The sequence below is a fragment of the Spirosoma migulaei genome (assembly GCF_054776855.1).
The window spans coordinates 116661-142674 of sequence record NZ_BAAHBG010000045.1; the positions used below are offsets into that span (position 1 = coordinate 116661).

Here is a 26014-nt window from a genome sequence, read left to right on the forward strand (position 1 = left end):
ATGAGCGAATGATAGAATGAGTGAATAGCCGCCCTGTTTTATTCACTCATTCTATCATTCGCTCATTCTATCATTCGTCCTTATGCTCTATTACCTCTTCCAGTTTCTTGACGAACGCTACAACTTCCCTGGTGCGGGGGTTTTTCAATATATCTCATTTCGTGCACTGGGTGCAGTTATAACCTCTCTGCTAATTGCAGCTATTTTTGGTCGGCGTATTATCGATATACTCCGCAATCTGCAAATTGGCGAATCTATTCGTGATCTTGGCCTGGAAGGTCAAATGCAAAAGCGGGGCACGCCAACCATGGGTGGCTTTATTATTCTGGCCTCTCTCCTGATTCCAGCCCTGCTCTTTGCCAAGCTCTCCAATGTGTATGTGGTACTAGCTCTCGTTTCTACCGTCTGGACCGGGATGATTGGCTTCCTGGACGACTACATTAAAGTTTTCAAGAAGAATAAAGAAGGGTTGCAAGGTAAATTTAAGGTTGTTGGCCAGGTTGGCTTAGGGCTCATTGTCGGTCTTACCTTATCGTTTAATGAGTACGTTAAAATTCGCCGATATGCCCCGCGGTTGCTTAGTACGTCGACTGTACCGGATATCTACACTGACATTAAATCTACACTGACGACTGTACCATTCGTTAAAAACAACGAGTTCGATTATAGCTCACTTCTCTTTGGCTTTTTACCAGACAGTTACACCTGGATTGTGTATGTACTGATCTGTATTTTCATCATCACAGCAGTTTCCAACGGGGCAAATATTACAGATGGTATTGACGGGCTGGCAGCTGGAACTTCAGTAATTATTGGCTTAACGATCGGTGTATTAGCCTATCTATCAGGCAACAAGGTTTTCTCGCAGTACCTGAATATCATGTACATCCCAAATGCGGGTGAGTTAGTAATCTTCTGTGCTGCTTTTGTAGGTGCCTGCGTCGGCTTTTTATGGTATAATTCCTATCCTGCTCAGGTATTTATGGGCGACACAGGTAGCCTGATGCTGGGTGGTGTTATTGCGGTTTTGTTTCTAGCCATCCGAAAGGAATTGATGATTCCAATTATCTGCGGCATTTTCCTGGTCGAACTCGTATCGGTAATTATGCAGGTCAGCTACTTTAAGTATACGAAGCGTAAGTATGGGGAGGGCAGGCGAATTTTCCTGATGTCGCCCTTGCATCACCATTTTCAGAAGAAAGGCTATCACGAAGCAAAACTCGTAACACGCTTTTGGATTGTAGGTATTATGCTCGCTGTTCTGGCATTGGTAACGCTTAAGCTGCGATAAGCGCCCTTTACATCTTATCTCCCAGTTTCTTATCAATTTATTGTACACGAAGCCATAAAGCCTGTCTGTAGCTACAGACAGGCTTTATGGCTTCGTGTACGTTCATACACACACAATTACTAGCCCCAAATCATATTTAAAATTGGCCATACTAGCAAAAAAACACGTAAAGAATCTATTTCACTAGAATAATATACATATTTTTACCCAAAAATTATGTATTCGTTTATGAATAAGTTCGTGCCACTACTATTATTCCTGCATTCACTAACAAGTGTTGCCCAAGTAGCCACCTACACCTTCACAAACGCAGACCCAGGTAATCAAACATCTAAAGCGGTAACGTCTACTAACGCTAACATTACAGCTTCTGATATTACACGAGGTACAGGTCTAACTCCTATAACAGCAACCGGTAGCATCAACTCCAGTGGTTGGACTAGTAGTGCACAGGATTTGAATGATTATTACGAATTTACCCTAACGCCTGTTACAGGTCATCAATTAAATTTAGCCAGTATAAACCTAACTGAGCGTAGATCTGGCACTGGCCCGACTAATTATCTCATTGCCTATAGTATTGGAGGAGGTACAGAGGTTAGTATATCAACAGGCCCATTATCCGGTACTATAGATGCAGCAATCAATGTAAGTTTTACCGTCAATACCGTACAACCTATTCGGTTCAGACTCTACGCATGGGGAGCTAGTAATGCCGCAGGAACCCTCAGGCTGGATCAATCACTAGCAGTTAGCGGGGTTGCTCCACTTCCTGTAAAACTCATATCATTTACAGGCGAGTCAACGACGAATGCTGTCCAATTGAATTGGGCTACATCCTGGGAGGAAAAAAATGAAGGATTCGATGTATTGAAAGGTAGGTCAGCTACACGATTGGAGAAAATAGGCTTTGTTCCGAGCTATACTTCCATCCAGGAGTTATTGACCTATTCTTTTATGGATAACGATGTTCAGGATGGGCAAGCATATTATTATCAGCTCAGACAAAAAGATGTGGGTGGTAGCTCAGCGCTATCTACTATTATTGGCGTACGAGTAGGCGCTGCCTCAGAAGAAACCAAAGCCTTGGCCTATCCTAATCCGACCTGGGGCAACTTTATGCTTTCTACCCAGGAAAAGGAGATAGCCGCTATTCATCTTTATAATTCTGCTGGCATCGAAATTCCTATTACGATCAACAAGACTCAGGCGCCTGCTCAACTTTCCATAGATGTTGCCGCCCCTACAGGTATATACCACCTGCAACTTCAAACAACCGATGGTTCGTATCAACAACCTCTAAAGATCATTATCCAATAACCTGTTTCAAACACTAGAATTTCACTTTTATGAAAATTAACCAGTATACCACCGTACTTAAATCTACCAAAAGGACCTACAAGAAACCGACGCTAATAAAGATCGGAAACGTATCTAAACTTACCCTGAAAGGTGGTAGTGCTTTTGATGCCATGTCATCAACCAATGACTTCCAGGCATAATACATAGTAGGTATATAAAAAACATTCCACACGATTATGAAAATCCTGGCATGCATCTCACTTCTAATCTGTTATGGACAAAGCTTTGCCCAAACATCTTCCACCGAATGTGTGGTTACGCAAAGTTATACATTAACCTACCAATCGACTAGCGGTGGCAACTGTACCTTCCTTTTTACACCTACAATAACAGTTAATCAATCGGGAGCCGCAGTCAAACTGGCGCGCTATACATTCACAGCAGGGGGTACCACCGTATCTGTTTGCTATTCTGGAAATCCTGTAGCCATTGTCAATTGTAATGGCTCATTCTCGGACCTCCCTTCGGGAGCCAATCAACAATTGCCAACTGCTACGGTAGTATTACCTTGCGGTAGTGGAAGTTTGGTGCTAACTGGAAGTAAATCGGCCCAAGGAACCAGTACTTGCACAACACAATCTATTTTTAACGGACCTCTTCCAGTGAAACTGCTATCATTTACGGGTATATCCAAACCTGACGGGGTGCGGTTGAATTGGTCTACTGAATCAGAAACCAACAATGAAGGTTTCGATTTACAGAAAAGTAGAAATGCCACAGCATTCGAAGGAATAGGCTTTGTAAAAGGCCAAACTACTAGCCGCCAGGTATCGACTTATGAATTTATCGATACCGATGTTCAAGTTGATCAAACCTATTACTATCGACTAAAACAGAAAGATAGAGATGGATCTGTTGATTATTCACGCATTATTGCAGTTCGTTATACGCTCCAGGAGGATATAAATACCGAAATATTCCCAAACGCTAGTGCAGATGGCAGCTTTATGCTATCTATGAAAGATGCTCAGTCAGCTGTCATCAGGTTATATACTGTTGCAGGTATTGAGATCCCTATTAATACCGCCAAAACGGGGAACCCAACTATCGTGTCCGTTTCTCCCACACATCCCTTATCAAAAGGCATTTATTTGTTGCAGTTTTTCGGACTGGGACAAACTAAGCAGAAATCACTCAAAGTAATTGTAGACTAAATAATCATTGTTCCATCGACTTGTTCAACTACCCCATTACCATTATAGGCACTTTATTACTTCTGCAGGCGTGTCAGCAACAGGATGTTTTAGAACAACATGATAGTAACTATGTACCGGTTGAGACAGGGCGCTACTGGGTGTATGAAGTACAGGATGAGCGTTATTCCTTAAGTAGCTCACCAATTTTGAGTACTTATTATGTTAAAGAAACAATTGGTGAGCTACTCTCGATAGGCCAAGGAGGAAAAACATACAAATTGATTCGATACAAACGAAGCCGTCTGTTTGATACCTGGAAAGCAGATTCAATATGGACGGTACAACAATGGCCAGATAAGTTGATTCGTACTGAGAATAACACGGCTTTTGTAAAACTCACGTTTCCAGTTACAAACAAAAGTGTCTGGAATCAAAATGAGTTTAATGTCCTGCCTATCTCTACTTACCGCTACAACCAGATTGGAAAACCTTATGGTAATTACGCCAATACGATTCAGGTTAGCAGCACACAAAACGACTCGACAGCCATTTCATTCCATCGTCAGTTTATGGTATATGGCTATCAGACAGGGCTAATTTATAAGGAAGCTACTGCAGTGGCTTATTGTCAAAGTTCACCCAGTTGTATTGGGAAAGGGCAAATTGAGTTTGGTTACCGCCAGAAGTGGGTTTTACGTGAAGCAGGCAAAGAGTAACAAAATACCTATCGTTTAATTAGCTTAGTTTTGAGAGTTTCCTGCCGTCCATCATCCCAGGTAATTTGAAGGGTAGCCGTATAAATACCCGATGGCTGACTACTGAGATTATCCCAATAAAACGTATTTTCGCCTATAGTAGGTATAAGGTTATACATATCGACTGGCACACCTATACCATTTAAAATCTGCAACTTAGCCTCCTTTGGCGGCACTTTACCAACCACCAAAAAGTTAAATTGCACGACTTCATTACCTGGATTGGGATATACCTTCCATTGGGTGGGAGCCGATGCATCTGCTACCCGGAACGTGATACGATAAGCGTTACCGGATGCATTTCCGGCAGCATCACGGCCGGTTGCCAGAAGCTCATACCTACCAGCCGGAAGTTGCGTCAATTGATACGTGGCTATAAGCGATACAGGTGACGTTGCCGAGCCTGTTTTTGGTGTCAATGCGACAAATGGACAGGATTCACATTGTTTTATGGAAACCTGAATAGTAGCCAGGTTATCAATAGGCAATATATTCTCATCCATCAAATTGATTTGAATAGTAGGATCAGCCGAAACATAGTCGCCATTTTTAAGAACCCGATTATCAATCAATACCGACAGTACTGGGTTTGATTGATCAGGTAAGGCATTAATTGGGTAAACGCTGTTTCTCTGAATTTCCTGCCAATCGGCCAACTCGATTTGGACGACATTATTACCTTCACTAAGCTCGTCAATAACAGCATAACTATCAATCGTGAGTTCTAGTTGCGTTATCGAAAGCTCTTTTTTGATGGGGAATACCAATGTATCCCGACCCGACTTGATTTGAACGGTAACCCACTGAACACTTGTTTCATTAGTTGTATAGGTCTTTTTCAGTTGTACTGAAACCGTTTGCCCGGCAATATACCTTCCAACATTAGCCAGAATCAGATTAACGGTAAGTGAATCATTAGTGGCGATACTAGTTCCGATTTTTCGTGCCTGGAGAAAAAGGCTTCGGGCTACGTAATCTGGTTTCGATAACGGAAATAGGTGCAGTGCAGGATCGCCTTGAAGAATAATTTGCTGCATATCGCTCCTCAATGTCAGATCGTTACTTTGCGATGACAGGTCTTGATTAACGCGTTGCTGCATTTCCCCTATTGTCTGGGTAAGGGTTGTGCTATCAGCAAATAGCTTCTGATACAGACTATAAATATACTGCTGGGTGCTATTGGGGTAACTCCAGAATGAGCCTGCCAGAACAGCAATCGCACCTTTGTCGGGCGTAATTAGCCAATCGGTACTGAGCGGGTCATATTTATAGAAAATATTATTGATGCTACAGCCATTAAAAAACAGGATAGGATACTTCCCTTTATTGTGGAAATTACTAGTTGGCGATGAGCAATAGCCAAAATTAAAGTCGAGGGTGTTTGAGGAGCCGTGACCCGTGTAACTTATCATCGAAACTCCTTCGTTCACTTCAGCAGAAATATCAATAGCTTCGACTTCCTCAAAGGTTTTTTTGGAAATTGTTTTGACCTGCGCGCCCATATATGGGCCTTCTGCAATGGGACGAAGTTGCTCCATCAGGCTCTTCAAATAGGTAATCTCAGCTTTGTCATGGCCTCCGTTCAGATGCAAAATTCGTTTTTGCCATTCATCTGGTACACTCTGTTCAAACTCCTTTACTTTGGCCAAATAGTTCAACGTCTGTTGATTAGTCGTTACATTGATACGACCGGTTGGCAGTGCCTGTACAAATTCGGGCAAACCAGTCAGGCCCATCGTTAGTAAAGCATCGGAACCAGGATACCCAAACGTGGGTACCAGATCCTCTGATTCCGACGTTTTCAACACATCGGGAAAACTAATACCCCGGCCCAGCAGAAATAGATATTTACCACTCCCACCCGATAGCATATAATCAGCAAAGCGACGGATAGCAATGGGGCTTCGTTCCCCAAAATTAAATTGCTCGTAAATGGCCTTCGTTTCGATGACCAACGGCTTATAGCTGCCGCCAGCTACCGACGCCCGATAAGCTGCATACTGATTGGCCGATTCAAGCAACGAATTGTGTGTAACAATCAGATAGGTATACTCCTTGGGATTCAATATCGGGAATGTAACAACCGAAATGCCAGCTACTTTTTTGATTTCATTACTAACAAATAGCTTTTGCCCGGTTGCGGTATTGGGAACCACCAACTGATTTGTTTGACTGGTTATTTTGGCAATATTGTAGCTATCAGTTATGATATAGGTAATGTAATCCGGTCTCAAATCGCTAATCTGCACGACAGACTGGTTCATGGAGTTTGGTCGTAACGTAAAATATTTACTTCGCTGCCCATTCAGTGGAAAACTCTGTGGATAAACGACTTTAAAATACGTCATTGAGTACCAATCGTAATTGCCGGCTTTCAATGTCTGCGTTTTGAGTAAAACCGATTCGTTTTTTATTGCACTTTCGGGTAGAGCCAACTCTATTTTCTGAGGACTAAATGAGCCAAACGTAACTGTATCGAGTGGGCTGCCTTCATTTAGCGCGTACCAGAGCTGGTGGTTATTGAGCGATCGACCATTTAGCTGGAACTCAAGTGTGGGGTATACCTCATCGGTTTTGACCCGGTTTTCAAATGTCAGCCTGAATCTAGCTGCTGTGTCCGGAACAATATAGTGCCCGGTCCAGCCTTCGCCTTCCTCAAAATAGCTCTGCTGAACGGATGGGATTAAGCCAATCGAATTATTGAATGAATATTGCTCTGAATACGAAACAACCTGTTCCTCAAGGTGGTATTCCTCGGGATTCTGGTTTGTTGGCTTAGCAGCGTAGGTTACAATACGTTTTCCGGCATGTTGCCCAACCGTGAAAAAATAGAACGTCTCGTCAGAAAATAAACTATGATAGGGATTGGCTCGCGTGGTGTGGTAGTAAACTAAACTGTCTTGCTCGCCTTTATTTTTTTCGGCATAAAACTCAATAAAATCTGTGGCGTCAAACCGATTGTCCAACTCACCGACTACCTCGATTGCCAGTTCGCGACCATGATGAAATAGCTGTAGATTTCTGGGATTTATCGCATCCAGGTTAAAACCGGCACTGACTAATTCAGCATAACTGATACGGTAAAGGCCGGTTTCATTGATGCTGATTTTCGCATAGGGTTGCAACGGAACAATCCATTCGTTACCATAACGCATTTGCGCCTGGCCAACGCAAGGAAATAGAAACAGAGTAAGTACAAGTAGAATCCCTCTCAAGCGCAGCAAGTATCTTATTTTACTGCGAAAGGTACATCGAAAAGATAATTAAGCCAATAGTGGCTTCACAACCTTTCCATGAACATCGGTCAGGCGATAACGTCGGCCCTGGCTTTTGAAGGTGAGCTTTTCATGGTCTACACCTAATAAATGCAGGATGGTAGCCTGAAAATCATGCACATGAACCGGCTCCTTAATGACGTTGTAGCCAAAATCGTCGGTTTCGCCGTAAACCATCCCTTTTTTAACACCAGCTCCCGCCATCCAGACCGAGAATGCTCGTGGGTGGTGGTCACGCCCATAATTATCACGGGTGAGCTTCCCCTGTGAGTAAGCACCCCGCCCGAACTCACCACCCCAAATCACAAGTGTATCATCAAGCAACCCACGCTGTTTGAGATCCATGATAAGAGCTGCCGATGGCTGGTCAACGCTTTTCGCCTGGGTTTTGATGTCGTTTGGTAAGTTGCCATGCTGATCCCAGCCCTGATGGTATAATTGGACAAACTTTACATCCTTTTCTACAAGCTTTCTGGCTAGCAGACAGTTGGCAGCAAACGTTCCCGGCTTGCGGCTATCGGGACCGTACATGTCGAAAATATAATTGGGTTCTTTCGAGATGTCGAGCGTTTCGGGGACGGACGTTTGCATCCGATAAGCCATTTCGTACTGCGCCATCCGACTGTTGATTTCGGGATCCAACACATGTTTGAACTGCTCCTGGTGCAATTTACCCAGATAGTCAAGCATTCGCCGACGGCTGGATTTGTCGATACCCGGCGGGTTGTTGAGGTAATAAACCGGATCTGGCCCCGACCGAAATACGACGCCCTGATGCACCGATGGCAGAAACCCATTACTCCAAAGTTTGGCATATAGGGGCTGATCGCCATCCCGTCCTTTGGACAGAAGCACCACAAAAGAAGGCAGATTCTGGTTATCTGATCCCAGGCCATAACTAACCCAGGAACCCATTGAAGGTCGGCCCGCTTGTTGACTTCCAGTCTGAAAGAACGTTACGGCCGGGTCGTGATTAATGGCTTCGGTATGTAGGGATCGAATAAACGTCAGGTCGCTGGCAATACCAGCTGTTTGGGGTAACAGTTCGCTGATCCACATCTGGCTGGGTCCATACTGAGCAAATTTATACTTCGAGGCTGCCAGCGGGAAACGACTCTGCCCCGCACTCATGCCCGTCAGTCGCTGCCCATTACGTACCGATGCAGGTAAATCCTGTCCCCACATGGTTTCGAGCTTCGGCTTGTAGTCGAATAACTCCAACTGAGAAGGGGCACCGCTCTGAAACAAATAAATAACCCGCTTTACTTTCGGTGGAAAGTGTGGTTTCCCGACTGCCGGATTCTCTCCGGGCGTAGCGCCACCAAACAGATTAGTTGGATTCAGCAATGAGGCCAAGGCAATGGTGCCTAAGCCCGCGCTGGCCTGGCCCAGAAAATTCCGGCGGCTTAGCTGATCGTGAAGTTCATCCTGAATGTCCATTGTACTTGTATATGGTCATTAATGTTCATTGATCGTCATAAAATTGTCATTGGTTGGTCTACTACGCATGACGATCAATAACCATTAATGGCTATCTTTTTATTATCGCTTCGTCGAAATTCATAATGGTACTGGTCACTACAGTCCAGGCAGCTAATTCCACCGGATTAAGTTTAGTATGAACCGGATATTCTCCTACGGATAATAACTCTGCTGCCCGCTTCGGGTTTTGTTTAAAATCAGCCAGTTCTTCGGCGTACAGTTGCTGCATCAACGCCATTTCTTCTAAGCGAGCGGGGCGGCTAATGACAGCTTTAAAAAGCTCATTTATTACTGTTGCTCCTTTACTCCCTTCTCTCCTTCCTCCTTCTTTCTGCGCCAATACGCGGGCAGCCTCCACAAATTGCGGGTCATTTAGCGTAACCAGTGCCTGCAAAGGCGTACTCGTTTTCTGGCGTTTTACAATACACGTATGCCGCTCGGCCGCATCGAAATCAAGCATCATCGGTGCTGGAGACGAGCGTTTCCAGATCGTGTACATTGACCGACGGTATAAGCTATCGCCATGATCCTGTTCGTATTTTACTGCATTCCGGGTAGCCAGGGCTTCCCAGATACCCGATGGCTGGTAAGGCAGAACACTGGGGCCGCCGATGCGCTGCGTTAACAAACCACTTGCCGCCAATGCATTGTCACGCACCTGTTCCGCTGACATCCGGTAGCTTGGCCCTCGCGTTAAAAATAGATTTTCAGAATCGGCTTCCCGCGCGTTTTCAGGTACCGCCGATGCCTGCCGGTAGGTAGCCGACATAACAATCAGTTTATGCATGGCTTTCGCATTCCAGGCGTCAGCTGACCCTTCTTCACCTCGGAATTTAACGGCCAGATAGTCCAGCAGTTCGGGATGACTGGGCAACGCGCCCTGGTTACCAAAATCATCACTGTTTTTGGCTAATCCCTGGCCAAAATATTGCTGCCACATCCGGTTCACCATAACCCGGCTGAACAATGGATTTTCTGGGGCCAGAAGCCATTTCGCCAGACCAAGCCTATTCTTCGGCGTATCCTCATCCATTGGATTCAGGCTATGCAAAACGGCGGGTGTTACCACTTCGGCAGGCGCATCGTAGGCTCCTCGCTTCAGCAGATGGGTTTCTCGCGGTACCGAGCGCTCTTCCATAATCATGAGCTGATCGGAGTTGGTGTAGAGCATAAGCTGATCACCCCGTAACTTCATTGCTTTGGCATAATCGCTCCGATAAACCGGGTCCTGATTGGTCACGTAATAGGTATATAAGCCTGTCCGTTGGGCCGATGTACGATTGGCGACCGGAGTTTTAAGCGCAATAGCGAGCGCGTCTGGCTGACCAGCCAAAGCAGGCATTTCGAGCGGAGTCAGGCAGCGCTTGTAAATGCGCAGTTCATCTACGGCAAAATCTTTATAGAAATTGTCGTGCATTCGACCCACGTAGAAATTGTGTTGTGCCCAGTGGGTTTTGTCTTTGCCGTATACCATACTGTGAATAAGGTGATCGGCAATCACTTTAGTACGGATAGGGTGTCCATTCAAGTACAGCGTAATCCCTTTCGCCTGACCGGTTCCATCGTAGGCAAACGCAACCTGAAACCACTGATGCACAGGAACTTTGTCAATCGTTTCGATATCTATAGCGTTGGCAGGCCAAACATGGCTAAAGGCCAGTTTTAGTCGCCCATCCGCCAGTAAATCAAGTTGGTACCCACGCTGACCATCCATAGGGCCAGTTGTACGGCCCAGCAGCGTGAGTGCCATACCCGGCTTCGCCAGATTAAACCAACTGCTAATGGTAAATGGCTCATTTTGCTCAAAAGCACCGAACTTGCTGGGCAATTCAATATAGCTATCGCCCGGTAAATAGCGCGCTTTCCCAAATCGGCCGGGCACCGAGTAAGGCACCTTATCAGGATCGCCACCTAAGCGAGCGGGCAAGGTATCATTCACCAAATTGGCGAAAGCATTACGCGGGTCTTTCCAGAGCTCTTCTTTGGTTTTTGGTTTTGGCGCTTCTTTCTTTTCAGCTACCTTGACGTCAGGCTTTTTCAGCCTGGCTTTGGCTTCTTCCTCTTTCTTTTTTCGGGCGTCCTCCAGTTTCCGTTTCTCGTTCTGCTCTTTCACATACGCACCGACATCAGCCCGATCCGCTTCATCGAACGTGTAATGCGCCAACAACCCAGAATCTGACGAGGCTATTGAGGGAGTTGTTGCCAGCCACTGTCCGAAACGTTGTTGATAATCGGGGCGGTTCGGATTGAGTTTTTGTTCAAGCGGAGTAAGCTGTTCGCGGATAAACTTCAGCTTGGCCTCTGTTTCCGGCTTAGTGAGCGTGATTGTTGGAGCCGCTTCACCATTGTAGGGAATTTGCCCGCGCTCATTGTTGCTATTGAAAAAGGCAAACAACGAATAGTAGTCTTTCTGGCTGATGGGGTCGTATTTATGGTCATGACAACGGGCACATTCTACCGTTAGCCCCAGCATAGCCTTGCCGAACGTGTTGGTTCGATCAGCCACGTATTCTACCCGATATTCTTCGTCAACAATGCCACCCTCCTGGCTCTGCTGGTGATTCCGGTTGAAGGCCGTGGCAATGAGTTTCTCTTTCCAGTCGGCGGAAGCTTTCAGATTAGGCAGTAAGTCACCGGCCAATTGCCAGGTAATGAACCGATCAAACGACAGGTTGCGATTATAGGCCCGAATCACCCAATCGCGGTAGGGCCAGATGGTACGAAAGCCATCATCCTGATACCCATGCGTATCGGCATAACGGGCCACATCGAGCCATTCAACCGCCTGACGTTCACCGTAATGAGGGCTCTTCAGCAATCGATTGACTACTTTTTCGTAGGCATTCGGGGATTTATCGGCCAGAAACGCATCGACTTCGGCGGGTGTTGGCGGCAAACCTGTTAAGTCCAGACTAACCCGACGAAGTAAGGTCGTTTTATCGGCTTCGGGGGCGTGGGATAAGCCTTTGGCTTCCTGCTTGGCCAGAACAAATCGGTCGATGTCATTCTTTACCCACTGCTCGTCTTTCACCTTCGGAATCTCCGGCAGGACTGGGGCAATAAGCGACCAATGTTCTTTATATTCTGCCCCCTGCTCAACCCAGCGAATGAGCATCGCTTTTTCTTCTGTCGTTAAGCTCAGATTAGATTTCGGCGTTGGCATCATCACATCGGGGTCGGTGCTGATGATTCGGTTAACCAGTTCACTCTTGGCTAAATTACCCGGTACTATGGCCGTATGACCACTTTTAGCCAACGCTTCATAAGCCCCCTCGGGCGTATCTAAACGTAAACCTGCCTGTTGTTTAGCTTTATCAGGACCATGACAGGCAAAACAACGATCCGACAGAATCGGCTTGACGTGCAGGTTGTAATCAACTTTTTCGGGCAGGGTTGCCTCAATAGCGACAATTTCCGCCGGTTTTTCGACAGAACTCTGACAGGCCGTTAACCAAACAGACGCGCCAAACAGACCCGCTGTTGTACTAAGCAGAACGTATCGAAACCGTATGTCAGACCAGATGTGCATATATAAGCCTCCGACGGAGGAACTGATTGACAATAAAATGACTCTACAAAAATAACGCTCAAATGCCCATAAAAATCATACTATATTTTCGCGTTGTCAGCCTATTTTACCAGTTAATCAATATTATGTCGGGTTTGAGAACTCGACATCATTTATAACCTACTTTCAATGAAAGTATCACTTCTTGGCCTCCCCAAGCTTTGCTTCGGGCGAGGCTGCTTTGGCAAATTCGGCAGCGGCTTTCTCCGTGATACCGCCAATAACCTCAAGTTTGGGCATGGCTTTTTTCAGGTTTACAATGCCCTGTTCCGTGACTTTGGTTTGCCAGAGATAAATAGTCTTAAGATTTTTCAGCGTTGCCAGATCAACCAGACCGGCATCCGTTATGCTAGTACCATAGAGGTTCAAATATTCCAGATTATCCAGCCCTTTGAGTTGTTTTAAGCCCGCATCGGTCACGTTCGTTTGTTCCAGATGCAGTTTTTGAAGGTTTTTAAGTTTGGCTACCTGGGTCAACGTTGCATCTGAGACTTCCGTATCTCCTAATTTTAACCAGACAATCTGAGTACTCAGTTTAGGCAGCAATTGGGCCTGTGTATCATTGAAGGTACGGGCATTCACTGCGCTCACTTCCAGTTGGTTCTGCTCTTTTGAGAGCGGCAATACGAGTAAGCCCGCTTTCTTCAATTCGTCAATTACTTTCGGGTCGGCGGCTGCTACTTTCATGGTCAACACCGGTGATTCGGGCGAAGGGCCGGTTGTGGCAACATTGGCACCTGTATTAACTGGCCCACCACCGGTTAGGGAGGCCAATACGGGTCGAATTGCATCATTGACTTGTACGTCTGAGACTTTTTTATCGAAAGGAGCGCCCTGATCAATCCACCAGGTCAGTAACGCAATCTGGCCTTCCTGTAATTGGGTTTTACCTTTAGGCGGCATATGATGGTCATCGTCTTCGGGCAACAGGCATACTTTTACCAGGTCGCTGGCGGTGCCTTTTCCTGCCACCAATACCGGGCCATCTTCCGAGCCTTTCTTAATCATTCCAGGTGTATCTAACCGTAACCCCGCTTTCGATTTATTGGCGTTATGGCACTGTACGCAGCGGCTATGCAGAATTGGGTTTATTATCTGCTGATACACCATTGCCTGATTTACGTCGGTAATCGGTTCAACTTTTAATTCTGGCAATTTAGGTGGTACACCCGCTAGCGTTCGGATTGGCCCCGGCATGTATTGGGTCAGGTAATCCGCCCCGTGTGTCAGGTTGCCTCCAAGATGGCCAGTCGACAGTAATAGGAGCAGGGAGATGCCCAGCGCAGGCAAATAAAGAAGCTGTGAAAAAGGAAAAATCCGACCCAGATTCTCTGATTTAACCGCCCACGCCAGCCAGGCAAAAACAGCCACGCCAATACCCTGCCACTGGTGTGAACTGAGCGTATCTTCCTCATAGCCGCCCCCCTGCGATAACATAAAGCCAAACACGCAAGCAAGTGTAGCACTCACCGCCGACCAGAATAAAATCAGGGTAATTGTATGCGGACTAACCGAGTTGCGCCGGGTCAGTCGATCCAGTTCGAGCAGACCGGCAATTAGCAGAAAGCCAATCGGTAAGTGAACAATGAGCGGATGAAAGTGCCCAAAAAACAAAACCCAATCAGATGGTTGCGCAGCGGCCTGTACTAAAATAAACTTATTCATAATCAGGGTATACTCTTAGGCAACGCGCTCTAATTTAATAGGATATGTTTTTTTAGAAGCCCATTGCGCCACGTAAATGCTATCGTCCTGGTCAATCAGCACGTCGTGCGGATGCAGAAACGTGCTTAGGCTTCGATCTTTGCGCTGCTCGCCCAGTTTACCGTCCTGATAAACGGGAGCCGTACCACCCGGTGTTGAAACGACTCTGTCATTTTTATCCAGAATGGTGATATAGCCTGAATCAGGATACGAATCGGAAGTGCTGCGAAACACAGCTCCGTAAATGTTATCCCCATGAATAACCGGACGGCAGATGTAGGAACCTGGCAACGCAATGGTCGATACATATTTGCCATCTAACGTAAAGCGTTTCAGGGCATTATGTCGCCGATCCGTAATTAGCAGGGTAGGGTTAGCCGCCACGCGACGGTCAACGGTAATGCCATGACAGCAATCGAAGGTTTCGTTCGTCTCCCCTTTTCCACCCCAATAGCGAATGAGCTTACCGGATTTATCAAACTGTGTCACATAATTCAGTCCATATCCATCCACCACATAAATATCGCCGTTGGTCGGATTGATTGCCGTTTCGGTTGGTTTGAACTGGGTTGGGTAATCATATTTACCCGTTTCCCTGGGGTACTCGATTTTCATAAGTTCACGACCTTTCAAATCGGTTTTTATGACCTGATGACGATCCGTGTCGCAGATAAGCAGGTATTGGTCATTGCCTTCGCCACCGAGCGTCAGGCCATGACCTCCGGGATAATCGTGCCCCCATGTTTCGAGCAATTTGCCCGATTTATCGTATACGAGAATATTGTTTTTTGTCTCGTTTGTCAGCAGAATAATTCGTCCTTTGGCATCCTGCACCATCTCATGGCAATCATTGACTGGATTTTTACCAGCATCCAACACCCCCCATCCCGGTACAACGCGGTACTTGAATCCATTGTGACCAAGAATGTCTGGTTCCAGGCCTGCTTTGTATGATTTCGCGGATAAACTGGCAGGAACCGCAATTCCAGCCGCTGTAATCAATGAGGTTTGCCGCACGAACGACCGGCGCGATAAGAAAGAAGCCATATTCTATTGTAGCGTTTACTAAAAAAGAGAAGAATGAGTAAACTTTACTGCAACTGACTATACGTAACATAAGAGAAAAGATACTATCCAGGCCTAACTTATGTTTACAAAAAAGCGAAGTCCTGACAGCCGATTACAAAATCGACGATCAGGACTTCGCCTTCTCAACTTATTACTTAAGCTTATTCCTGGCCTGGATCGCTCTTTTCGCCAGCAGGGCCACCGTTACCGCGCCCCCTTCCCATACGGCCACGCATAGCCTCGAACTTGGTGAACTGATCGGGGGTCAGAATGCCTTTCAGCTTCATTTTAAAGTCGTCCGCATTTGCTTTCAGTGCCTGACTCTTTGTCTTATTATCGTCAGTACCTTTCTGAATGGCATCTACTTTCTGCGCCCGCGCTAAGGTCAGATCATACACTTTTTTAGAGGTAGCTTCGTCCAGGCCCAGCTGTTTCGTCATCTGGTCGGTCATCCGTTGCGCCCGCGTAGTCGGGTCACCCGCCTGATATTGTTGCATACCCCGGCCCCGGCCCATACGCTGACCCGTTTGAGCCGGGGCATCGGGGGTTGCGGTTTGCTGCGCTAAAAGCGGGAATGAGAATAAAGTGAGCAGTAAGCCGCCCAACGCAATTAAGTTCTTAAACATGATCGTGCTAATTAAATACGATCATAAGACGGACAATAGCGCCAACGGTTTAATCGTCACCCTCTATTTAATAACATCTTAATTGCCAGAATGGGCATCAGAAATTGGTGATCAACCGGGCAATCTGCTCAAGTCCAACTACATCGATCTCACTAAAGTCGTTCAATTGATCACTGTCTACGTCCAGCACCATTGTAACATTCCCGGCCTGATCGAACACTGGAACAACAACCTCCGACTTTGAGGCCGAGCTACAGGCAATATGCCCCGGAAACTGCTCAACATCAGGCACGAGGATGGTCTCTTTTCGGGTGTAGGCAGTTCCACAAACGCCTTTCCCGAATGCAATACGTGTGCAGGCAATTGGACCCTGAAATGGCCCTAAAACCAATTGATCATCTTTTTTGAGATAGAAACCCACCCAGAAAAATCCAAAAGCTTCTTTCAATGCAGCAGCAATGTTGGCCAGATTGGCCACAAGGTCGGGTTCGCCGTTAACAAGCGCGGCTATTTGCGGGATCAGGCTATCATAAATAGCCTGACGGTTTGTGGTTTGGGGAATAGTAAGCGTTTCAGCCATTTTTTGTCATGCTGACGAAGGAAGCATCTTCGATAGTTTAAATATAGTGCCTCACCCGAAGATGCTTCCTTCGTCAGCATGACAAAAAACTAATTCCGCGTAAAAAACTGAATTAGCACAATACTTACGGTCGTGAAGAGCGTACTGGCGGCTACCCGAATAAGGGTTGGAATAATAAGGGTAAGGCTACTGGCTTCAATGAAAAATAAAGCGGTATGATGAATAAAAGCCAGCACAAACACATACCGAAAAAATGCTCCTGTCCCCAGTTCTTTAAGTGAAAACTCAATTCTTGATTCAAGTCCCGGCACGTCGATCTGCGCCCGCACAATCAGGGGTCGACAGTACGCCATTAACACCGTTGCGGCTGCGTGCATGCCAAGCGTGTTGTAAAACGTATCGACGATTATGCCCGTAACAAACGCAATAAGTAACAACCAGGTCAGGCTGGTTTCGTTTGGTAGTAGCAGAATGCAGGCAATGTAGACGAAGCAGAACGCATAATCGAACAGCACCAGATTCCGAACCAGCAGAATTTGCAGGACCAGATACAGTAAAAAAAGCAGGGATGTTGATACGATTTCGCGAAAAGTCATTTTTAAGTGAGTCGGTAAATTGGCAAGTCAGTAAGTGGCTGATGCGCAAGAACTATATTCGTCAGCCACTTACCGATTTACCAACTTACCGACTATTTCTCCGTTTCAATTTGTTTTTCTAATTGGTCTTGCTGGCCTTGTAATCGGTTTTCTACTACGTACACAAACGACAGATTACTGAAATTCGTAGCCAGATTCAGCGTAATATCGTGGAAGGTCTGGTTCTGCTGAACTCCTACAGACCGAACTCGTCCAACCAGAATTCCTGGTGGGAAAGTCGAATTATGTTCTGAAGTCACGACCGAATCCCCCTTACTGACAGGCTTATAGCGTGGAATGGCATCTAATTTCATCAGATGTGGGTCTACGCCATCCCACTTGGCCGAACCAATTTCACCGGCTTTCACCAGTTGTGAAGATATCATATACTCCGAATGCAAGATGGATGTGATAACCGAAAAATGCTGGTTACAAATCTTTACTTTACCGACTACCCCCGTTGGCGAAATGACCCCCATGCCCGGCCGGATGCCATCATCGGTACCTTTATCAATAGTGATATAGTTGTTGGCAAACTGCGTTGTGTTATTTACCACCTTCGCTACAGTAAACTTAAATCGGTCGGCAAAGGCAGAGTCGGCCCGATATTCCGCAGGAGCAGCGGGTTTGCTTTGGAGTAATTTTGTGAGCCGAGCGTTGAGTTGCTGGTTTTCCAGCGCCAGATCGGCATTTACCTGACGCAAACTGGCGTATTGATTAGCCGCATTCGACCATGCCAGCACCTGAGCCGCGTACCGGTTCGAGGTGTTGAAAAAAGTGGCGCTCCAGTAATTGCTTGTATTGATAATGAAGTAGAAACAAAGCACTTCAAGCAACACAAACAAAATGAAGTTCCGGCTTCGAATAAAAAAATCGACTAACTCTCCCATAGTAAACTGTGTAGCCTGGACGTCTACGTCCGGGTGTAGCCTATTGATCTACATCCGGACGTAGACGTCCAGGCTACACAAAAATACTTTAACTAATCAGTACAGACCGATACATTTCCAGATTCTTGATTACCTCGCCCGTACCTTTTACAACGGCCTTGAGCGGATCATCGGCAACGTGAATCGGCAACTTGGTTTTAGCACCCAGACGTTTATCGAGACCATGCAATAAAGCTCCCCCGCCTGTCAGGTGAATCCCGTTGGTATAAATATCGGCCGATAACTCCGGTGGCGAAATTTCGAGGGCCTTCATGGTAGCCTCTTCAATTTTCGAGATGGATTTGTCGAGCGCATAGGCAATTTCGCTGTAGGTAACCTTGATTTCTTTCGGAATACCGGTCATCAAATCGCGACCCCGGATTTCGTAATCAGCCGGTGGGTTGTCGAGTTCGGGAAGAGCCGAACCAACTTCCATTTTGATCTGCTCAGCCGAACGCTCACCAATAAGCAGGTTATGCTCCCGACGCATATAATCCACGATATCGCGGGTAAACACATCGCCCGCAATACGAATCGACTGTTCGCAGACAATACCCGACAAAGCAATTACCGCAATCTCGGTTGTTCCTCCTCCAATGTCCACGATCATGGTTCCATTAGGTTGGGTTATATCAATGCCAATGCCAATAGCGGCTGCAATAGGTTCGTGAACCATATATACCTCTTTGGCTCCGGCGTGTTCGGCAGAATCTTTAACGGCCCGCTTTTCTACTTCTGTAATACCCGATGGAATACAAATAACCATCCGGTGCGATGGAGAGAACAGCTTGCTGCCCGTATCAATCATTTTAATCATGCCCCGAATCATCAGTTCGGCGGCCGTAAAGTCAGCAATCACACCATCCTTCAACGGGCGAATTGTCTTGATGTTTTCATTGGTCTTTTCGTGCATTTGCATGGCCTTATGACCAATGGCCAGCACCTTACCGCTGACTTTGTCCATTGCAATAATTGAAGGCTCATCTACCACAATCCGATCCTTGTGAATAATCAAGGTATTCGCCGTGCCCAGGTCAATAGCAATGTCGCTGGTTAAAAAATTGAAAAGTCCCATTATAGGTTGGCGCAGAACGCCTTATTACAAATACTGTTTATTGAAAGGTGTGCAAAAATATAGATTATTCAAGAGAATGTCTTCAATGAATAATGGATAATGTGAAATGAATAATGGTAAAACCGTTCTACCAGCTCCTATCCCCATTTTGTAGTATTCATTCTTCATTATACATTACTTTTGCACCATTATGGGAATTCGTTCAATTGTCAGTAAGCCTTTGGCAAAGTGGGTTGTCGAGCGTCAGCAAACCTGGATGTACCAGCCCGCCGAGGCTCAACAACGCTGGTTTCGGCAGTTGATCGACGGCGGTCGTACTACCGTTTTTGGCCGCGACCACCGGTTTAAGGATATTCAGACAATCGAAGAATTTCGGCAGGCCGTGCCCGTTCGTGATTACGAAGATCTGAAGCCCTACATCGAGCAAATTCTGCATGGCGAATCTGATATTCTCTGGAAAGGGAAACCGCTTTATTTTGCTAAAACCTCGGGTACAACGTCCGGCACTAAGTACATTCCGATCTCTCAGGAATCCATCCCCAACCACATTAACTCAGCCAGGGATGCCCTGCTGAACTACATTAACGAAACAGGAAACAGTGCCTTTCTGGACAAGAAATTAATCTTTCTGTCTGGCAGTCCCGAACTCACCCAGAAAGCCGGCATCAACATCGGGCGGCTATCAGGCATTGCTAACCACCACGTACCCGCTTATCTGCGCACGAACCAGTTGCCTAGTTACGAAACCAACGTCATCGACGATTGGGAGACCAAACTGGAGCGGATCATAGACGAGACCCTGCCGCAACCGATGTCGCTCATTTCGGGGATTCCACCCTGGGTGCAGATGTACTTCGACCGAATTCAGGAACGTACGGGCAAGTTGATTAAAGATGTTTTCCCTGATTTCTCGGTGTTCGTGTACGGGGGCGTCAACTTTGAGCCGTACCGGGCCAAGTTATTCGAGAGCATTGGCAAACGCGTTGATTCGATTGAGACGTATCCAGCTTCCGAAGGCTTCATTGCGTTTCAAGACAGCCAGACTGAAGAAGGCTTATTGATGTTGTTAGACAGCGGCATCTTTTTTGAGTTCATTGCCGCCGACGACTATTTTACCGAAAACCCGCGCCGATACACCATTGATGAAGTGGAGCTAGGCAAAAACTACGCGGTCATTATCAACAACAACGCTGGCCTGTGGGGGTACTCCCTCGGCGACACCGTGAAGTTTGTATCGCGGGAGCCATACCGCCTGCTGGTGACAGGGCGCATTAAGCATTTCATTTCGGCCTTCGGTGAACACGTCATTGGCGAAGAAGTAGAAAAGGCGCTGAAAGACGCAATGGAAAAACACCCCGAAACCGAAGTCGTTGAGTTCACCGTTGCGCCGATGGTTAGCCCGAAGGAAGGCTTGCCCTATCATGAATGGCTGGTTGAATTTGCCACCCCCCCGCACAATCCAGCCGCCTTCGCCCGCGACGTAGACAACCGACTAACCAAACTAAACGTATATTACGACGACCTGATTACGGGCTCCATCCTGCAACCGCTCAAACTAACGAGCCTATCGCGTGGTGCGTTTCAACGCTACATGAAATCGCAGGGCAAATTAGGTGGCCAGAACAAAGTACCCCGTTTAGCGAATGATCGGAAAATTGCAGAAGGGTTATTGGAGGTAATGCATAATGGATAATGTAAAATGAAAATAACCGGCATCGAGATTGGCGAGTATCGTCAGTTTAAGAATATAAAGTTTGATTTTACGTATCCGAAAGGGCATCCCAAAGAAGGACAGCCGTTAGAAAAGGTGTGCTTTATTGGGCAGAGTGGGACTGGGAAGACGACGTTGTTGAATTTAATTTGGGAATTAGAGAATGCGTTGATACATGCAATGTCTTCACTTTTCGATACTTCAAGCTTTAATTCCTTATCTGACAATTTTCTACCCGAATCAATTGAACGTACTATTTTTTCATTTAATATAGATGGTCAACAAATTCTTTTTGATAGGTTTTCAGAAATAGGAAAATCAGATAAAGATTTTTTGAGTAATTGGTTCCTAGAAAAAAGAACTAAGACTCAGCAATACAAAATCAACGATACAAATAAAATTTGTCTATACATAAAAGACTCTATAGCTCGTGAGGCAGATGCATTTTTAGTTGACCAGAAAGGCACTCCTCAGTCAATATTTGGTGGATTGGTAAAAACAGATACTCAAGTTGAAAATGACAAACGTGATAAAGAGAATCTAATTAGCGAAGCAGGAAGAAAGAAAACTATATCCTTGGGTGATAGTCAGTCACTTCCTACTTGGGAGTATGTGCTAAGGGATATTAGTCAGTACGATGAAACAGGTCGTGAATTGGTGATGGGAATTGTTTCAGACAGAGAAAAAATCACTGCGGATCAATTGATAAAAAGATTAGTCCATTGGCGAGATAATACGCCAAACCCCAGAATTGATTTGGCAAAAAGATGCTTAAATCCTCTTTTAAATCATTTCTTCTTGGAAATGGACACAGAAAGCACGGAGGTTCCTATAAAAATTAAAACCAAAAAGGGGATTACACTTGATAGCACTTTTATAAGCTCTGGTACACGTCAACTTCTTGCTACAGCTATTCCTATCTATAAATTCGACACTAAAGATACCGTTATACTTTTTGACGAACCAGAGCGTTCTTTATTTCCTGATATCCAGCGTGAATTAATAAAGTACTATACCTCCCTTGCTCCTGAAGCCCAATTCTTCTTCGCTACCCACTCCCCTATCATTGCCTCAGCTTTTGAACCATGCGAACGCTTCATTTTATATTTCGATGAAAATGGCGAGGTAAATTATCATACTGGTGTCGCTCCAGAAGGTGATGATCCAAATGATATTTTACGGCAGGATTTCGCAATGGCCGAGTTGATGTTACAGAAAGGGCTTGAGGAATATGAGCGGTACCGCCAATTGGCTATGCAAATCCGGGCGGAAACTGATGAGGAAAAGAAAAATCAACTCATTGTCGAGCGACTTGAGTTAGGAAATCGCTACAATTTTGCTGGTCAATATGCGCAGAGTAAATAAACTAGACAATTCAATTATTCTGCAAGAAAAATTGACGTATAAAGATGGGGGCGATAATAAGAGGCTGACCAGCACTCTTTGCGATGAACAACATAATATCTGCGCTTATACCGAAGAGTATTTTGGCCGATTTGATAAAAAGGATATAGAGCATTTCAACCCTACATTAAAGGATACCCCTGATGACAGCTATCAGAACTGGTTTTTAGTGAAGGCTCAATTGAACGGCGAAAAAGCGTCAAAGTGGGAACGTTACCAACCCATTTTATATCCAACAGATGATGCTTTTGAAGAGCGAGTTATTTATTTCGAGGGTGAGTATCTAGCAGCCTCTATTAACGACCAAGAAGCTATTAATCTCATCCGGCTTTTAAAATTAGATGATGAGAGGCTGGCTTTTGAACGAAGATGTTATTTGGAGAATCTTAAGGAAACCATTGGTTTATCTAAAAAAACGGCTCAACAGTTTATTGATGACTTGCTGAAAACAAGGCCAAGTTTAGTCTATTACATCCGCGCCCTCGAAGAAGAATTAGGTATAAAAGTCAATTTTGACTTGGTAAAAACTACATGACTGAACCAAAAAAACGCCATATCGCCATCCTCGGCTCGACCGGCTCCATTGGAACGCAGGCCGTCGATGTGATTAAGGCCCACCCCGACCAGTTTCAGGTTGAGGTACTGACAACGAACAACAACGCTGAACTACTTATTCAGCAGGCCATTGAGCTGAAACCCAACGTCGTTGTCATCTGTAATGAAGATCGCTACGATCAGGTTTTCTTGGCCCTTGATCCACTCGACATCAAAGTCTACGCGGGTGCAAAATCCATTGCTTCTGTTGTCCAGATGGACACGATCGATATGGTGCTGACCGCCATGGTTGGCTATGCGGGTCTGTTGCCAACTATCAAGGCCATTGAAGCGGGAAAATCCATCGCGCTGGCTAACAAGGAAACGTTGGTTGTCGCGGGCGAACTCATCACGCAGCTGGCTGCCCAGAAAGCGGTGAACATCTACCCGGTCGATTCCGAACACTCGGCTATTTTTCAGTGCCTGGTGGGCGAGTTTCACAATCCCATTGAGAAAATCATCCTGACAGCGTCGGGTGGTCCATTTCGGGGGAAATCACGGGAGTTTTTATCGACGGTGACGAAGGCGCAGGCGCTCAAGCATCCCAACTGGACGATGGGGGCCAAAATCACCATCGACTCCGCTACATTGATGAATAAAGGGCTGGAGGTCATCGAGGCCAAATGGTTGTTTGGCCTCCGCTCCGATCAGATTGACGTGGTTGTCCATCCACAAAGCATCATTCATTCCTTAGTGCAGTTTGAGGACGGAAGTCTAAAAGCACAAATGGGGCTACCTGATATGCGCCTGCCGATTCAATTCGCCTTGGGGTATCCAAATCGGTTGAAGTCGGATTTTCCACGGTTCAACTTCATGGATTATCCGTCCCTCACATTTGAGCAACCCGACCTCGAAACGTTTCGTAATTTACAGCTTGCTTTTGATGCCCTTGACCAAGGCGGTAATGCAGCCTGCATTATCAATGCGGCAAATGAAGTAGCCGTAGATGCCTTTCTGCATGACCAAATCGGCTTTCTGGAAATCTCGGAGATTATTGAAGGCTGTTTAGCCAAAGCTACCTTTGTGCAAATCCCAACTTACGATGACTACGTAAGCACAGATCAGGAAACCCGCAGGCTGGCCATGGAGCGAATTAAAAGTTTGGTTTAGCTGTTTGTACGGTATCAATAAAGCACAGCGTTTATATTCACGTGGATTGCTGACCTTTGACGTAATTCACTGCAAATTCCAGTGCATTCATCGATGCGCAGTTCGAATAACTCTTGACTTTTTATGAAAGAACTTGTGTTTCAGGTTGAGCCAGACGAAGATGGTGGCTATGTTGCCAGGACAAAATTGGCAAGTGGCTCAATTATCACGCAAGGTGATACGTTGGATGAATTAAAGCTAATGATTAAAGACGCTGTTTCGGGCTATTTTTCCGATAAACCAGATGAATTACCTCAAACCATCCGGCTTCAGGTTAATGAAGTCTTCGCATTAGCCTGAGTTGGATGAAATTACCGCGTGACCTTAATGGGACTGATTTAGCTAAGCGTCTGGAGCGTTATGGCTATCAGTTTCATCATTAAACAGGGAGTCATATCATTATCAGAACTCAGCAGAACGGCGAACATACACTTAGTATTCCCCAGCATAAGCCCTTGAAAATTGGAACGCTGAATAGTATAGTGAGCGATATGGCTGAGCATCTGGGCATTGATAAACAACTAGTAATCGAGCGATTATTAAGTCGCAAATAATGAACTCAAGACAAATCAAATGGAAATTTTAGTAATGGCAGGGCAGCTCATTTTGGGTCTGTCAATTTTAGTTGGATTACACGAATTGGGGCACCTGTTGGCTGCCAAGGCCTTTGGGATGCGCGTAGAACAGTATTTTATTGGCTTTCCTCCTAAAGTCTGGAGTATTAAACGGGGTGAAACCGAATATGGTATCGGCGCTATTCCGTTGGGTGGCTTTGTAAAAATTTCGGGCATGATCGACGAATCGCTCGACACAGCCCACGTCAATGCTGAGCCCCAACCGTATGAGTTCAGAGCGAAGCCAGCCTGGCAGCGGCTGGTCGTCATGCTGGGCGGCATTATCGTCAACGTTATTGTAGGCATCCTGATTTTCGTCATCCTAGCCTATAAAAACGGGAATACCTATCTGGCAGCCAAAGACGCTAAATACGGTATCGTGGCGTACGACCTGGCGAAAGGCATTGGCTTACAGACCGGCGATAAGATCCTCAAAGTCAACGGAAAAGAAATAACCGACTTCAATGAAGTCCGTAGCTCAGATGTGTTTTTAGGCAACAATAGCTCCTATACCATTGAGCGAAACGGGAAGCAGATGGACATCTATATCCCCAATAATTTTGTGGACAAGCTGGCCGACAAAAAAGCCGCCGGGCAATTTATTGAACCCATTGAACCCTTCAAAGTTGCCGAGTTAGTACCGGGTCAACCCGCTGGCAAGGCAGGCCTGAAAGCAGGCGATGTGATCACCAGCATCAATGGCAAACCCATCCAATTCTATCACGAGTTTACGGAGATCGTAAAGCCGCTTAAAAACAAACCCATAACCCTTAGCATTAATCGGAACGGCAAGCTCGATACGCTCAAGATGACGACTACGGCCGAGGGAACGATTGGTTTTTATCCTGAGTTTCTGCTGCCCTTCACCAAGCAGGACTATACCTTTGGTGAAGCCCTAAGCGTGGGTACAGCGAAGGCGTTTCAGGTGGTGTTCGATAACATTAAAGGATTCGGTAAAATTTTCCGGGGAGAGGTTTCAGCTTCTAAAGCCCTAAGTGGCCCAATTGGTATCGCTCAGAATCTATTCGGCGGTATTTGGGTTTGGGACCGTTTCTG

20 protein-coding genes and 1 pseudogene are annotated in these 26014 nt (G+C 45.9%); 11 read left to right on the forward strand and 10 right to left on the reverse strand.

The window, feature by feature from the left end; all coding sequences use genetic code 11:
• Positions 1-82 precede the first annotated feature (82 nt).
• From mraY to ACYVGO_RS37085, 5 genes are all read left to right on the forward strand, one after another.
• Complete coding sequence (gene mraY / locus ACYVGO_RS37065) at positions 83-1291, forward strand: phospho-N-acetylmuramoyl-pentapeptide-transferase (protein WP_142770694.1); 1209 nt, start codon at positions 83-85, stop codon at positions 1289-1291.
• 228 nt (positions 1292-1519) lie between these two features.
• On the forward strand, positions 1520-2611 hold the full coding sequence (locus tag ACYVGO_RS37070; protein WP_460973849.1) for a T9SS type A sorting domain-containing protein: 1092 nt from the start codon (positions 1520-1522) through the stop codon (positions 2609-2611).
• A gap of 29 nt (positions 2612-2640) precedes the next feature.
• Entirely contained in the window at positions 2641-2793 is a 153-nt protein-coding gene (locus tag ACYVGO_RS37075) for a lasso RiPP family leader peptide-containing protein (RefSeq protein ID WP_460973851.1), read from the forward strand.
• 36 nt (positions 2794-2829) lie between these two features.
• On the forward strand, positions 2830-3807 hold the full coding sequence (locus ACYVGO_RS37080) for a hypothetical protein (RefSeq protein ID WP_460973853.1): 978 nt from the start codon (positions 2830-2832) through the stop codon (positions 3805-3807).
• Between the two features lie 20 nt (positions 3808-3827).
• The gene (locus tag ACYVGO_RS37085; RefSeq protein WP_460973855.1) at positions 3828-4505 is read left to right on the forward strand and encodes a hypothetical protein; all 678 of its coding nucleotides are present in this window, start codon (positions 3828-3830) and stop codon (positions 4503-4505) included.
• An 8-nt stretch (positions 4506-4513) separates the two neighbouring features.
• On the opposite strand, the gene porU2 is transcribed toward ACYVGO_RS37085, so the two are convergent.
• The 10 genes from porU2 to ACYVGO_RS37135 form a co-directional block, all read right to left on the reverse strand.
• Positions 4514-7768 (reverse strand): putative type IX secretion system sortase PorU2, encoded by a 3255-nt coding sequence (gene porU2 / locus ACYVGO_RS37090; RefSeq protein ID WP_460973857.1) that lies wholly within the window; start codon positions 7766-7768, stop codon positions 4514-4516.
• 39 nt (positions 7769-7807) lie between these two features.
• Entirely contained in the window at positions 7808-9259 is a 1452-nt protein-coding gene (locus ACYVGO_RS37095; protein WP_460973859.1) for a DUF1501 domain-containing protein, read from the reverse strand.
• A 91-nt stretch (positions 9260-9350) separates the two neighbouring features.
• On the reverse strand, positions 9351-12830 hold the full coding sequence (locus ACYVGO_RS37100; RefSeq protein WP_460973861.1) for a DUF1553 domain-containing protein: 3480 nt from the start codon (positions 12828-12830) through the stop codon (positions 9351-9353).
• 177 nt (positions 12831-13007) lie between these two features.
• Positions 13008-14534, reverse strand: a complete 1527-nt coding sequence (locus ACYVGO_RS37105; protein ID WP_460973863.1) for a c-type cytochrome domain-containing protein — start codon at positions 14532-14534, stop codon at positions 13008-13010.
• Between the two features lie 15 nt (positions 14535-14549).
• Positions 14550-15620, reverse strand: coding sequence for an NHL repeat-containing protein (locus ACYVGO_RS37110; protein ID WP_460973864.1), 1071 nt, complete (start codon positions 15618-15620; stop codon positions 14550-14552).
• Positions 15621-15802: 182 nt separating this feature from the next.
• Positions 15803-16267, reverse strand: coding sequence for a DUF4890 domain-containing protein (locus ACYVGO_RS37115; RefSeq protein WP_460973865.1), 465 nt, complete (start codon positions 16265-16267; stop codon positions 15803-15805).
• A 97-nt stretch (positions 16268-16364) separates the two neighbouring features.
• The gene (locus tag ACYVGO_RS37120) at positions 16365-16847 is read right to left on the reverse strand and encodes a GAF domain-containing protein (protein ID WP_460973866.1); all 483 of its coding nucleotides are present in this window, start codon (positions 16845-16847) and stop codon (positions 16365-16367) included.
• 89 nt (positions 16848-16936) lie between these two features.
• Complete coding sequence (locus ACYVGO_RS37125; RefSeq protein ID WP_142770683.1) at positions 16937-17443, reverse strand: hypothetical protein; 507 nt, start codon at positions 17441-17443, stop codon at positions 16937-16939.
• Between the two features lie 92 nt (positions 17444-17535).
• Positions 17536-18372 carry a rod shape-determining protein MreC gene (gene mreC, locus ACYVGO_RS37130; RefSeq protein WP_142770682.1) on the reverse strand — a complete coding sequence of 279 codons (837 nt, stop codon included), beginning with the start codon at positions 18370-18372 and terminating at the stop codon, positions 17536-17538.
• Between the two features lie 88 nt (positions 18373-18460).
• Positions 18461-19486: a rod shape-determining protein gene (locus ACYVGO_RS37135; RefSeq protein ID WP_018619308.1), complete on the reverse strand. Its 1026-nt coding sequence runs from the start codon at positions 19484-19486 to the stop codon at positions 18461-18463.
• A 190-nt stretch (positions 19487-19676) separates the two neighbouring features.
• Here ACYVGO_RS37135 and ACYVGO_RS37140 point away from each other — a divergent pair, with 190 nt between their 5' ends.
• The 6 genes and pseudogenes from ACYVGO_RS37140 to rseP form a co-directional block, all read left to right on the forward strand.
• Positions 19677-21179, forward strand: a complete 1503-nt coding sequence (locus ACYVGO_RS37140; protein WP_460973867.1) for a GH3 auxin-responsive promoter family protein — start codon at positions 19677-19679, stop codon at positions 21177-21179.
• A gap of 6 nt (positions 21180-21185) precedes the next feature.
• Complete coding sequence (locus ACYVGO_RS37145) at positions 21186-22562, forward strand: AAA family ATPase (RefSeq protein ID WP_460973868.1); 1377 nt, start codon at positions 21186-21188, stop codon at positions 22560-22562.
• Positions 22546-23136, forward strand: a complete 591-nt coding sequence (locus ACYVGO_RS37150; RefSeq protein WP_460973869.1) for a hypothetical protein — start codon at positions 22546-22548, stop codon at positions 23134-23136. The genes ACYVGO_RS37145 and ACYVGO_RS37150 overlap by 17 nt, the downstream gene beginning before the upstream one ends.
• A complete protein-coding gene (locus ACYVGO_RS37155; RefSeq protein WP_460973870.1) occupies positions 23133-24305 on the forward strand; it encodes a 1-deoxy-D-xylulose-5-phosphate reductoisomerase in 1173 nt (390 codons plus the stop codon). Before ACYVGO_RS37150 ends, ACYVGO_RS37155 begins: the two co-directional genes overlap by 4 nt.
• A 123-nt stretch (positions 24306-24428) precedes the next feature.
• Positions 24429-24644, forward strand: a complete 216-nt coding sequence (locus tag ACYVGO_RS37160; protein ID WP_142770677.1) for a type II toxin-antitoxin system HicB family antitoxin — start codon at positions 24429-24431, stop codon at positions 24642-24644.
• Positions 24645-24917: 273 nt separating this feature from the next.
• Positions 24918-26014: pseudogene (gene rseP, locus ACYVGO_RS37165) on the forward strand (RIP metalloprotease RseP); the annotation flags it as partial.

Coding starts and splice junctions, on each gene's coding strand:
- ACYVGO_RS37150 (WP_460973869.1), top strand. CDS start 22,546: ATGCGCAGAGTAAATAAACTAGACAATTCAATTATTCTGCAAGAAAAA.
- ACYVGO_RS37110 (WP_460973864.1), bottom strand. CDS start 15,620: ATGGCTTCTTTCTTATCGCGCCGGTCGTTCGTGCGGCAAACCTCATTG.
- ACYVGO_RS37100 (WP_460973861.1), bottom strand. CDS start 12,830: ATGCACATCTGGTCTGACATACGGTTTCGATACGTTCTGCTTAGTACA.
- ACYVGO_RS37075 (WP_460973851.1), top strand. CDS start 2,641: ATGAAAATTAACCAGTATACCACCGTACTTAAATCTACCAAAAGGACC.
- ACYVGO_RS37160 (WP_142770677.1), top strand. CDS start 24,429: ATGAAAGAACTTGTGTTTCAGGTTGAGCCAGACGAAGATGGTGGCTAT.
- ACYVGO_RS37135 (WP_018619308.1), bottom strand. CDS start 19,486: ATGGGACTTTTCAATTTTTTAACCAGCGACATTGCTATTGACCTGGGC.
- ACYVGO_RS37080 (WP_460973853.1), top strand. CDS start 2,830: ATGAAAATCCTGGCATGCATCTCACTTCTAATCTGTTATGGACAAAGC.
- ACYVGO_RS37105 (WP_460973863.1), bottom strand. CDS start 14,534: ATGAATAAGTTTATTTTAGTACAGGCCGCTGCGCAACCATCTGATTGG.
- ACYVGO_RS37115 (WP_460973865.1), bottom strand. CDS start 16,267: ATGTTTAAGAACTTAATTGCGTTGGGCGGCTTACTGCTCACTTTATTC.
- ACYVGO_RS37145 (WP_460973868.1), top strand. CDS start 21,186: ATGAAAATAACCGGCATCGAGATTGGCGAGTATCGTCAGTTTAAGAAT.
- mraY (WP_142770694.1), top strand. CDS start 83: ATGCTCTATTACCTCTTCCAGTTTCTTGACGAACGCTACAACTTCCCT.
- ACYVGO_RS37095 (WP_460973859.1), bottom strand. CDS start 9,259: ATGGACATTCAGGATGAACTTCACGATCAGCTAAGCCGCCGGAATTTT.
- ACYVGO_RS37140 (WP_460973867.1), top strand. CDS start 19,677: ATGGGAATTCGTTCAATTGTCAGTAAGCCTTTGGCAAAGTGGGTTGTC.
- ACYVGO_RS37120 (WP_460973866.1), bottom strand. CDS start 16,847: ATGGCTGAAACGCTTACTATTCCCCAAACCACAAACCGTCAGGCTATT.
- mreC (WP_142770682.1), bottom strand. CDS start 18,372: ATGGGAGAGTTAGTCGATTTTTTTATTCGAAGCCGGAACTTCATTTTG.
- ACYVGO_RS37125 (WP_142770683.1), bottom strand. CDS start 17,443: ATGACTTTTCGCGAAATCGTATCAACATCCCTGCTTTTTTTACTGTAT.
- ACYVGO_RS37070 (WP_460973849.1), top strand. CDS start 1,520: ATGAATAAGTTCGTGCCACTACTATTATTCCTGCATTCACTAACAAGT.
- ACYVGO_RS37155 (WP_460973870.1), top strand. CDS start 23,133: ATGACTGAACCAAAAAAACGCCATATCGCCATCCTCGGCTCGACCGGC.